This window comes from Corynebacterium sp. MSK310 (genome assembly GCF_030227355.1).
In the GTDB taxonomy this organism is placed as follows: Bacteria; Actinomycetota; Actinomycetes; order Mycobacteriales; family Mycobacteriaceae; genus Corynebacterium; species Corynebacterium rhinophilum.
This window is the reverse complement of sequence record NZ_JASPFZ010000035.1, coordinates 1-3,784: the sequence shown is the minus strand read 5'-3', so window position 1 is coordinate 3,784 and position 3,784 is coordinate 1. Positions and strand designations below refer to the sequence as shown.

Annotated in this window: 3 protein-coding genes; all 3 read left to right on the top strand. The window is 51.1% G+C overall.

The genetic code is table 11. The features are described 5' to 3' along the window. On the top strand, positions 1-322 hold a 322-nt coding region (locus QP891_RS11600), incomplete at its 5' end, for a hypothetical protein (RefSeq protein WP_284771352.1). Between the two features lie 92 nt (positions 323-414). Then, positions 415-876, top strand: a complete 462-nt coding sequence (locus QP891_RS11595) for a recombinase family protein (protein WP_284771353.1) — start codon at positions 415-417, stop codon at positions 874-876. Positions 877-1,412: 536 nt separating this feature from the next. Next, positions 1,413-2,612 (top strand): IS30 family transposase, encoded by a 1,200-nt coding sequence (locus tag QP891_RS11590; RefSeq protein WP_284771354.1) that lies wholly within the window; start codon positions 1,413-1,415, stop codon positions 2,610-2,612. Positions 2,613-3,784: the final 1,172 nt, after the last annotated feature.

Sequence of the window (3,784 nt, the reverse complement as noted above, 5' to 3'; positions counted from 1 at the left end):
GTTACGGAATCGAAAGGTACTACGGTGGTCGCCGGCCTCATTCATAAGGGGCCCACCGTCAGTTACAGATACACCACGCTACTGGACGCAACCTGGAGCCCCTGATGAATATGCGGAAGCGCTCTACCCAAATCGTCCTAAAAAGCAGTTCTACCTTTTTGCGGCTATTGGAATTGCCCTTGCAGTTATAGGCTTCGTTACCTTGCATGTCTTGTTTAAAGGCGATGAGGCTTCCAGCGCAGTATCGTTAGTTAAATTTATTCCACTTATTTGCATGCCGATTGGTATAGCTATTGACGTAAAAAGATTCTCTAAAGTCTAAATTCGTCGTCGGATCCAGCCTTTAGAGAAGTCGGACCCTTTCTGCAATTCCCGCCTGCGGCACGGCGGGTGTGTTACACCAGAGAGTGTCTGATGGTTTGTGTGTGGGAACCTATCCGGCTCTGTCCACCAAATGGGGGTCAGGTCCTTGTCTCGTCGATTGACCGTCTCGCCCGCTCGTTAGCAGACTTGCGCGGCATTGTTGATGAACTCACCAACAAAGGTGTGACTGTTACTTTCCTGCATGAGAATCTCGCGTTTGCGAAAGACACCACGGACCTACGTGCAGATTTAATGCTAGGAATTTTAGGTTCGTTTGCGGAGTTTGAGCGGGCCATTATCCGCGAGCGCCAAGCGGAGGGGATTACGCTGGCGAAAAAGGCAGGAAAGTACAAAGGCCGCAAACCCGCCCTTAGCCCACAACAGGTAGCGGAGATTAAGAGGCGCGTGCTGGCGGGGGAGCCAAAGGCAGAGCTAGCACGGGAGTTTGGGGTCACTCGCCCTACTGTGTATCGGGCATTAAAACACCTAAGGCATAGCGGCAAGAAAACCTGATGTTTTATGCACGCAGGTTCCCAATGCGTTTAAGGCGATAAACGAGAATGACTAGTACCGCACGACTAGACTAAAGTTAGTGAGGCCAAGGCCGGTGCAATTAGAAGCCATCCTCCCCGGATTCTAAGGATTGTGGAAACACCTGACCTTGATTGGTGGTGTTTGTGGTGTCGAGTCGTTGGGATCCTTCGCCGGATGTGGTGGAGCAGCTGTGTTGCTTGGTTTCAGGCGGTCGTAGTGTTCGTAGTGCGGCGTTGGAACTGGGGCTTAGCTTGAGTGTTGCGTATCGGCTGGCTCGTGAGTATCAACTTCCTGTGCGTGTTCAGAAGTCGACTTCTGCTTCGGTTACAGAAAGCATTGAAGCGCTATGGAAGCAGGGTGTGAAGCCGTCAGATATTTCAACGCGGCTTAATGTAGGAACCAGCGTTGTGTACCGCATTGGTATTGAGCTTGGCTTGTGGCAGCGCAATCCGCATGGCCGTCGGGCTAGTGCCACGTCGCGTCGGTGCGAGTATTTGATGCTGCGTTCTGGTGCGATGGGCCGAAAAGACGCAGCAAAAGCCGTCGGTATTAATCCGCGCGAGGCTTTGGACATCGATAAAGGAGTAACCAAGCTCAATGGTGTCGGGCGTGTGCCGTTTGTTCCCGATGGGCCAGACACTGAGCTTTATAAAAGACTTATGCAGGTTTTGCCTTATGTTGACGCCCGTCAAGCAGTGCCCGTCGAAGTTATCCCACAGCACGCGATAGACAAACGCATTAGTCCTCGATATGTATCCGTCGAGGAACGTGAACTTATCGCCGACTTGAACCGTCAAGGCCTAGGCGTGCGTGCTATTGCCCGGCATTTGGGTCGCTCACCGGGAACAATAAGCAAGGAAATGACACGCAACCGTGACGAATTTGGGTTGTATCTGCCGCATGCAGCTCATCGGAAGTCCGTGCTGCGCAGATTCCGGCCTAAGCCACGCAAACTGGACACACATGCAGCATTGCGTGATGCGGTGTGGGCGATGTTGAAGAAGCGATATTCACCGGTGCAGATTTCCCGAAGGTTGCGTCTAAACTTCCCTGACGATGACACTATGAAGGTGTGTCCTGAAACTATCTATATGTCGTTGTTCTTCCAAGCTAAAGGCGAGTTGAAGAAAGAAATCGCCGCATGTCTGCGCCAAGGCCGTGCTGTGAGAAAGCCACGCAACCAGCGTATTGCCCGCCAACGATTTAGCGACCCCATGATGATAATTTCCGAACGACCAGCAACGGTTAACGACCGCGCTGTTCCAGGACATTGGGAAGGCGACCTCATTTTGGGCAAGGAAAACAAATCAGCTATCGGCACGCTTGTAGAACGCAGCACCAGATACGTCATGCTGCTGCATCTGCCCAACGGGCATGGTGCTGTAGAAGTGCGCAACGCGCTCGTCGAGACTATCCAACAGCTACCAGCACACCTGCGTGGTTCGCTGACGTGGGATCAAGGAAGTGAAATGGCCGGCCATAAATCATTCACCATTGCCACCGAATATCCGGTGTACTTCTGTGATCCAGGATCACCCTGGCAGCGAGGAAGTAACGAAAACACCAACGCACTTCTGCGCCAGTATTTCCCCAAAGGCACTGACCTATCCGTCCACACCAAAGAAGACCTCGAGTTCGTTTCCATGCAACTCAACGACAGACCACGCGCAACCCTAGGCTTCGCCAAACCAGCCGAAAAATGGCCGAACTGCTAAGCTATGCCACCGAAATCTAAAATCGTGTTTCCACGACCACTAGAATCCGCCCTCTAAATCTGAAAGCGCAAGCCCCTCGGAATCCTAGGCACCATTTGTAATAAGCTTGCCCTCGTTCCAGTGGCCCACACTTTCCAGGGGAAGAATGGGACACCAGATATTTTTCAAAGCTCTCTAATTCTCTTGTGCTGCAAGCAACTGCTTTAATTGATTATCGATGTCGGTGAGCTTCCTGACTGTTACTACAGCAAACACGAGACCACCGACCAAAGCTATAATACTTAACAAATTATCACCTCTTCATGGTTACGCAGGCCCATGGGGACCATTGTTTCTTGGCTTCGACGTATACCCGACCACAAGTTTTCGATCCATCCTTCGCCTGAACTCCATTTAGATCATATTTGTGTTCATGAGGCATCGCGGCAGGAGTGCACCCATTAGGACCCGCAGGGATTACTTTTCGGTTACCGTTGGGTTCATCGTATGCGAGCTCATACTTTGTCCCGCAAACATTGTCGATTTTCCAATCGAAACTAGGATAATAAGACACATGGACTTTGCCAAGCTCTAGGCCGCTACCTTCGACTCCAATAGTAACTCGCGCACCAGCACCGCCAGGTGCCCAAGTGCCGCCTCCCGCAGACCGTGTAGACACACGCTCACCATTCGAGTCAGAGTCTCCAAAGGAGTCGTCAAATTGAACTTCCGCTTGATTTTTATTGGAATTCGATTGGGCGGAAGAATCTTCAGCTGTAGCGGCAGGAGCTGCAGTACAAACAAGGAAACCAACAGCGGCTACCGCAAGCTTATTAAACTTCTTCATAACTTCCTTTCGCGGAAATATAGATACTTAGTTAAAACCTACGACACGAGGACTCAATTTGAAGGTTATCAATCTAAGAGTGACTGCGCATCAGTTTTGCCAGAATTAACTTGCTTTGCGCAAATATAAAATCCCCAAACGGGCCTGACCTCCGGAAAGTGGACACATCGGGGCTTGACTATGCTGCTTTAGTCAGTGTAGCTGAAGTCTTGGTTTCAAAGACATCAGGCGCTACGAGATTGCACCAGGAGTGCCGCCGGCGGGTGTTGTAGCGCATGCACCACCGGAAGACCTCTTGGCGGCAGGTAATTGGGTTGTCAAAGACTTTCCGATCACGTAGCACTTC

What these genes read in the sequence shown, in the direction of transcription:
- QP891_RS11595 (WP_284771353.1), top strand. Translation starts at nt 415, where the DNA reads ATGGTTTGTGTGTGGGAACCTATCCGGCTCTGTCCACCAAATGGGGGT.
- QP891_RS11590 (WP_284771354.1), top strand. Translation starts at nt 1,413, where the DNA reads ATGGGCCGAAAAGACGCAGCAAAAGCCGTCGGTATTAATCCGCGCGAG.